This is a genomic window from Paenibacillus elgii NBRC 100335 (genome assembly GCF_004000865.1).
Lineage (GTDB): Bacteria > Bacillota > Bacilli > Paenibacillales > NBRC-103111 > Paenibacillus_G > Paenibacillus_G elgii.
In genome coordinates, this window is record NZ_BIMB01000105.1 from 1 (window position 1) to 6098 (window position 6098).

Consider the following 6098-nt stretch of genomic DNA (forward strand, 5'->3'; position numbering starts at 1 on the left):
GACCCCTCATTCGGGGTCGTATACTTGTATGTATGGCGGAGAGGGTGGGATTCGAACCCACGGTGCCCTCACGAACACGGCGGTTTTCAAGACCGCTGCCTTAAACCACTCGACCACCTCTCCGGGTGACACCAAGCATTGTATCATAAATCAAAAAGCTTTATCAAGCTCTATTTCTTGCTGATCCGTGAAACATTCCCCATATAAGGCTGCAACACTTCCGGAATCAGCACGCTGCCGTCTTCCTGCTGATAATTTTCGAGAATCGCAGCGACCGTCCGGCCCAGCGCCAGACCCGATCCGTTCAGCGTATGAACGAATTCCGGCTTCGCTTTCACATCGCGGCGGAAGCGGATGTTCGCACGGCGCGCCTGGAAATCTTCAAAGTTGCTGCACGACGAGATTTCGCGGTACGTATTGCTGCTAGGCAGCCATACCTCCAGATCGTACGTCTTCGACGAGGAGAAGCCCAAATCGCCCGTACAAAGCGCCATAACGCGGTAAGGAAGCTTTAGGAGCTGCAGCACCTTCTCTGCCTCGCCAGTCAGCTTCTCGAGCTCTTCGTTCGATTGCTCCGGTAGAACCATCTTCACGAGCTCTACTTTGTTGAACTGGTGCTGACGAATGAGTCCGCGAGTGTCGCGGCCGGCCGAACCGGCTTCGGAACGGAAACAAGCGCTGAACGCCACGAAATATTTCGGCAGATCCTCCAGAGCCAAAATGTCGTCCCGATGGTAATTCGTCACCGGCACTTCGGCAGTCGGAATCATGAAATAATCCGAACCTTCGATTTTGAACACATCTTCTTCGAACTTCGGCAGCTGTCCGGTACCCATAAGGCTATCGCGGTTTACAAGGTACGGAGGAAGCATTTCCGTATACCCGTGCTCGTCCGCATGCAGGTCCATCATAAAGTTCATCAGAGCCCGCTCCAGGCGCGCTCCAAGCCCCTTATAGAACACAAACCGGGAGCCTGTAACCTTCGCGGCCGATTCAAAATCCAAAATATCTAGCTCTTGCGCCGTTTCCCAGTGAGGCTTCGGCTCGAACGAAAAGGATGGTACCTCGCCAACCCGGCGAATCTCCACGTTATTCTCTTCCGAACCGCCTACCGGCACGTCCGCTTGCGGCATATTCGGAATCGCCAGAAGGATGGCATCCAGTTCACCTTCCAGGCCGCGAATTTCCTCATCCAGCGACTTGATACGATCGCCGACAACCTTCATCTCTTCGATCAAGTGATCGGCGTTTTCTTTCGCCTTTTTCAGCTGTGCCACTTCTTGCGAAACGACGTTTCTGCGGTTTTTCAATTGCTCGGTTTCTTGCAAAAGCTCTCTGCGCTTCAAATCCAGACTAGTAAAACGGTCCAACTCCTCGAGGTTTTTGCCCCGGTTAGCCATTCCTTGTTTTACCTTGTCCAAATCCGCTCGCAGCAATTTTATATCTAACAAGGAGATCCCTCCTGCTTCGTCTCACGTACCATGTCCAAAAAATAAGCGTGCATCCGTTCATCGTCGGTCAGCTCCGGATGAAACGAAGCAGCCAGCAGGTGCCCTTGACGGGCTGCAACGATCTGGTCACGGTACATTGCCAACACTTCCACGCCTTCGCCTACCTGTTCGATCAGAGGCGCACGGATGAATACCGCACGCACATCGTGATCGATGCCCTTAATATCCAAGTCCGTTTCAAAGCTTTCCCGCTGCCGACCAAAAGCATTGCGCGCAACCTGAATATCCATCAGCCCAAGGTGAGCTTCTTCCTGCCCTGCAATATGCTTTGCCAACACAATCAGTCCTGCACATGTGCCGAAAAGCGGCTTGCCCTGCCGCGAAAACTCGCGTAGGGCATCTATGAATTGATAGGTTCGCATCAGCTTGCCGATCGTCGTGCTCTCGCCGCCCGGAATAACGATTCCGTCGATCTCCGCCAGCTGTTCCGTCCGCTTCACCGCAACGCCGGTGCCGCCGGCTTTTTCGATCATGCGGATATGCTCGGCTACGGCGCCCTGCAGCGCCAAAACACCTATGTTCATCCCTCTATACCTTCTTCCCGAGAAACAAGCTCCAGCCGGCTTACCAGCCGCGCTCCTGCATCCGTTCAGATGCATGCAGCTTGGAAATTTCGATCCCCTTCATCGGCGTACCGAGATTTTTCGAAATATTGGCAATCAGCTCGTAATCCGTATAATGTGTCGTAGCCTCAACGATCGCTTTCGCGAACTTCTCCGGATATTCCGATTTGAAAATACCAGAGCCTACAAACACGCCATCAGAGCCCAAATGCATCATGAGCGCGGCATCCGCAGGAGTCGCTACACCGCCGGCCGCAAAGTTGACGACCGGCAATTTTCCGGTTTCGTGCACTTGCAGCAGCAGCTCGTAAGGAGCGCCCAAGTTTTTGGCTTCCGCCATCAGCTCGTCCTTCGACAGGCTTTGGATTTTGCGGATTTGTCCGGTGATCATACGCATATGACGAACAGCCTCGACAATATTGCCTGTTCCCGGTTCGCCTTTCGTACGGATCATCGAAGCACCTTCACCGATCCGGCGAAGCGCCTCTCCAAGGTCTCTTGCGCCGCACACGAAAGGTACCGTGAATTCCCTTTTATTGATGTGGAATACTTCATCGGCAGGAGTCAATACTTCGCTCTCGTCGATGTAATCCACGCCCATCGATTCAAGTACTTTTGCTTCAACAAAATGTCCGATACGTGCCTTGGCCATAACCGGAATGGAAACAACTTTCATGACTTCTTCCACGATGGTAGGGTCGGCCATCCGGGCAACGCCGCCAGCCGCGCGAATATCCGAAGGAACTCTTTCCAAAGCCATAACGGCAGAAGCGCCCGCAGCTTCAGCAATACGCGCTTGCTCTGCGCTCATGACGTCCATAATGACGCCGCCTTTTTGCATTTCAGCCATACCTTTTTTAACGCGGGATGTACCTGTTTCCATATCCGATTCCTCCTGGGAACATATCGTTAATATTACTTCATCCACTTCAAATTAGGACAAACTACTAAACAATTATTTTACAGCAAGCGCTTCAAATTAACAACCCGTTTGCCTTGATTTTATCCCTTTTTGGCGCCGCTGAACAGATCGACGAAGAAGTCTTTAACCGCTCGGAAAAACAACCGGAACCAGCTGCCCTTTTCGGCTTTCTCCGAAGCGACAAGGTTGACCGGATATTCTTTGCCGCCATACGTCACTTTTGCCGTTCCAAGCACTTGCCCTTGCTCGATTGGTGCCACAAGCTTGCTCTCATCCGCTAGGGGCTCGGCCGTAATTTGAAATTGCTCTTTCGGTGTGCCTTTTTTCGCGATAACTTTAAGCTCCGATTGCGTAACGACCGGAACTTCCGTAGCCACGCCTTTTTTAATATTGACTGTTTTCAGCTTTTCTATTTCCTGCTTCGCATTCAGCACCGGCACGAATTCGAAATTGTTAAAACCATAATCCAGCACTTTCCGCGTTTCGATAAAACGGTCCGGCTCCTTCGGTGCCCCCATAACGACGCTAATTAACCGCATTCCGTTGCGTTCAGCCGTACCCGTAAAGCAATACAGCGCCTCTTTCGTACTCCCTGTTTTTAACCCGTCCAGTCCCTGATAAGCGTACTTCTTGAAGTTAACGTTGTCCTTGTTTCCTTCCAGCATCCAGTTCCAGTTGATCATCGGGGATTTGTCCTTCTCGCGGAACTTCCTGGACGGGGTCGCCGTATATTTCAATACTTCCTTATGATCCTTGATGATATTATAGGCGATAATAGCGGCATCTCTCGCCGTCAGCATCGTCTCGCCTTGCACTTCCGTAGGCGCAAATTTTCCCATATCCGCTCTTGGCAAGCCGGTTGCATTAATAAAATGAGCCTTGTCCGAGAGTCCAAATTCTTTAGCCTTTGCGTTCATCATCTTGGCGAATTCTTCTTCGCTGCCCGCAATTCTTTCTGCCAACGTGACGGAAGCATCGTTAGCCGAATAAATGGACATCGCTGCAAAAAGATTATCTACCGTAGATTGTTCATTTGGAGCGAGCAATCCGCCAGAGCCGATAACACTAGCTGCATACGGGCTTGTGTTCACTGTTTCCGTTTCACTAAGCTTTCCGTTTTTAATAGCTTCCATCACCAAATATTCGGTCATCATCTTCGACATACTGGCGGGAGGGTAAGCTTCGTCCGCATTCATTTCATATAAGACTTGCCCGGTACTCGCTTCCATGAGAATCGCAGATCTGACATTGAGCTTCAAATCTACCGGGGCGTCCGCCGCAAATACAGAAGCGGATTGTACCAGAACAAGAGTGGCATTCAGCAAAAGAGTGGCAGCTACGATCGAACAAATGCGTTTTACTTTAAAAAACAACCAACTCACTCCTAAAAAAAATTTTATAAAAAATACGTACGTTTAATTGTACCACAAGCCTCTTTCGCTTTACAAAAGCAAAACGGAAGCCCCAGGCTTCCGTTCTTTGCTGCACGACCCGTTCGTAGGACTACAACGAATAGTTCGGCGCTTCTTTTGTTATTTGAACGTCATGCGGATGGCTTTCCCGAAGGCCGGCCCCCGTGATGCGAATAAAGGATGTATCATTGACAAGCGCTGAGATATCTTTAGCCCCGCAGTAGCCCATCCCGGAACGCAGGCCGCCAACCAGCTGATAAAGCGTATCAGCCAATGGTCCTTTGTAAGCAACTCGACCCTCGATACCTTCTGGCACAAGCTTGCTTTCGTTCTCTTGGAAATAGCGGTCTTTGCTGCCTTCTTTCATAGCGCCAATCGATCCCATTCCCCGATAAACCTTATAGCGGCGGCCTTGGAAAATTTCCGATTCGCCCGGGCTCTCTTCCGTACCGGCGAATAAGCTGCCCATCATAACGGCGCTCGCGCCGGCTGCAATCGCTTTGACCACATCGCCGGAATATTTAATACCACCATCGGCAATGATCGGTACATTGTACTGCCGCGCAACCGTCGCACAATCGTAAATTGCCGTAATTTGTGGTACGCCAATACCTGCAATTACCCGCGTCGTACAAATGGAGCCTGGCCCGATTCCGACCTTCACGATGCTTGCTCCGGCCTCGATCAGATCTTTCGTCGCTTCGCCAGTCGCCACATTGCCCGCGCAAATTGGCAGGTCAGGGTACTGCTCGCGAATTTTACGAACGGTATTTATAATATTGATATGGTGTCCGTGCGCCGAGTCAACGACGATCAGATCCGCACCGGCTTCAACCAATGCCGCCGTACGTTCCATAACATCCTTGGATACGCCTACCGCAGCACCTGCCAGCAGGCGGCCATGCTTGTCTTTTGCCGAGTTCGGGAACTGAATGGCTTTCTCGATATCCTTGATCGTAATCAGGCCCTTAAGAATCCCGTTCTCGTCGACCAAAGGAAGCTTTTCGATCTTATGCTGCTGCAGAATGCCTTCCGCTTGTTGAAGCGTCGTACCGACAGGAGCCGTGACGAGATTTTCTTTCGTCATGACTTCTTTAATTTTGATCGAATAATCATGAACGAAGCGCAGATCCCGGTTAGTTAAAATACCGACAAGCTTGTTGTTCTCATCGCAAATCGGCACGCCGGAAATCCGATATTTAGCCATCAACGCTTCGGCATCATAGACATGATGCTCCGGAGTAAGGGAGAACGGATTGGTAATTACGCCACTTTCCGAACGCTTTACGCGATCCACTTCCTCCGCTTGCTGCGCAATCGTCATATTCTTGTGGATGACCCCGATTCCGCCTTCACGAGCGATAGCGATTGCCAAAGCTGATTCCGTTACCGTATCCATGGCCGAGCTTACAAAAGGAATGTTCAGATTGATGTGGTTTGTCAATTTTGTCGATATGTCGATTTCCTTACCGAACACTTCCGATTTTCTCGGTACCAGCAATACATCGTCAAATGTCAAACCTTCTTTGGCAAACTTAGTCTCCCACACAAAAATAATCCTCCTTATTTTATTACATGCTGTACATACCGCAAGATATTAATAGCAATCTTATCAAAAGCTCATTTTTAGTGTCAAGCAAAAAGTCATGAAGTTTCCATGGCAATTTGTTATTAGTATGCCAAATTACAT

Annotated in this window: 5 protein-coding genes and 1 tRNA gene; all 6 read right to left on the bottom strand. The window is 50.3% G+C overall.

The window, feature by feature from the left end:
* Positions 1–33: 33 nt before the first annotated feature.
* Positions 34–123, bottom strand: a tRNA-Ser gene (locus PEL01S_RS33800).
* A gap of 47 nt (positions 124–170) precedes the next feature.
* Positions 171–1451 carry a serine--tRNA ligase gene (gene serS, locus PEL01S_RS33805; protein ID WP_127463308.1) on the bottom strand — a complete coding sequence of 427 codons (1281 nt, stop codon included), beginning with the start codon at positions 1449–1451 and terminating at the stop codon, positions 171–173.
* Positions 1445–2035 carry a pyridoxal 5'-phosphate synthase glutaminase subunit PdxT gene (pdxT, locus tag PEL01S_RS33810; RefSeq protein ID WP_127463310.1) on the bottom strand — a complete coding sequence of 197 codons (591 nt, stop codon included), beginning with the start codon at positions 2033–2035 and terminating at the stop codon, positions 1445–1447. Before pdxT ends, serS begins: the two co-directional genes overlap by 7 nt.
* Positions 2036–2075: 40 nt before the next feature.
* Complete coding sequence (gene pdxS, locus PEL01S_RS33815) at positions 2076–2957, bottom strand: pyridoxal 5'-phosphate synthase lyase subunit PdxS (RefSeq protein ID WP_127463312.1); 882 nt, start codon at positions 2955–2957, stop codon at positions 2076–2078.
* A gap of 119 nt (positions 2958–3076) precedes the next feature.
* Complete coding sequence (locus PEL01S_RS33820; RefSeq protein WP_063183460.1) at positions 3077–4369, bottom strand: D-alanyl-D-alanine carboxypeptidase family protein; 1293 nt, start codon at positions 4367–4369, stop codon at positions 3077–3079.
* Between the two features lie 130 nt (positions 4370–4499).
* Positions 4500–5957 carry an IMP dehydrogenase gene (gene guaB, locus PEL01S_RS33825; RefSeq protein WP_063183463.1) on the bottom strand — a complete coding sequence of 486 codons (1458 nt, stop codon included), beginning with the start codon at positions 5955–5957 and terminating at the stop codon, positions 4500–4502.
* Positions 5958–6098: the final 141 nt, after the last annotated feature.